1 protein-coding gene is annotated in these 1,174 nt (G+C 49.4%); it reads right to left on the bottom strand.

Annotation, left to right across the window (positions count from 1 at the left end; translation table 11 throughout):
• Positions 1–1,174 (bottom strand): non-ribosomal peptide synthetase (locus A3766_RS08490; RefSeq protein ID WP_156508790.1); only part of this gene is annotated, 1,174 nt, incomplete at both ends.

Raw genomic sequence — 1,174 nt, 5'->3', positions numbered from 1 at the left:
AGTAAGTCTCGAGGCTTCAGTTCAACGTTAAAATGCGCTTGCACTTTATGAATAACTTGAATGGAAAGTAATGAATGGCCGCCGATATCAAAGAAATTATCGTATTTGTTAATATCATGGTTCCCGCATACTTCTCCCCAGCAGAGAGCTAACCACTTTTCTGTGCTTGTCTCGGGGCCTTGACGCGATTCACCGGCAGACATTTGAGTTAGGTTCCAGCTTTGCAGGACTTTTCGATCAAGCTTGTTGTTAAGGGTGCGTGGTAACTCCCCGAGTGCTTCAAGGTGCTGCGGCACCATGTAAGGGGGCAATTGCTGTCGCAGGTGCTCACGAAGTTCACTGAGACTAATCGGGCTATTCTTCCATACAACATAAGCGATGAGCCGCGTATCGCCGGCACGGACTTCTCGTACGCTTAAGGCGCAGTCGTCAATGGCGTCGTGTTGGCGCATAAGCGTCTCAATTTCACCCAGTTCTATTCGGTAGCCGCGTACTTTGACTTGCTGATCCAGTCGTCCCATATACGTAAGGGTGCCGTCGTGGGTGTAGCGTACTTTATCACCGGTGCGATAGAGTTGGCCGTCTCCAAAGGGGTTTGGAATAAAGACCTTCCGGGTTAATTCGTCACGATTGTTATAGCCTAAGGTCAAACCGTCACCACCGATGTATAGTTCGCCAGCGATGCCGTTAGGGACAGGGCGCAGCTGCTCATCCAGCACATATAACTGAGTGTTGGCGATAGGTAAGCCCAATCCAGGCGGTGTTTGGGTTTGTGTAATCTGGGCACAGCTAGACCAAACGGTGGTTTCAGTTGGGCCATACATGTTCCAAAGCTCACTACAGCGTTGAAGTAGCTCTTCAGCTAAATCCAATGGCAATGCTTCGCCACCGCACAGTGCTTTTAATCTAGGCTCACCCTGCCAGCCACTACTGATCAGCAATCGCCAGGTGGCGGGTGTTGCTTGCATGAAGTTTGCCTGATGCTTTATCAGCAAGCTTAATAAACGTCGACCATCACTACTATCCTGTTTCTTGGCAATAATGATTTTGGCGCCGACCCAGAGTGGCAAGTAGAGTTCAAGTACGGCAATATCAAAAGACAAAGTTGTTACTGCCATCAGGGTATCATCAGCCTGGAGCCCTGGCTTTTCGGCCATGCTGTGTAAGAAGTTCA

The organism is Oleiphilus sp. HI0132 (assembly GCF_001635845.1).
This window is presented reverse-complemented; position numbering and strand designations above follow the sequence as displayed.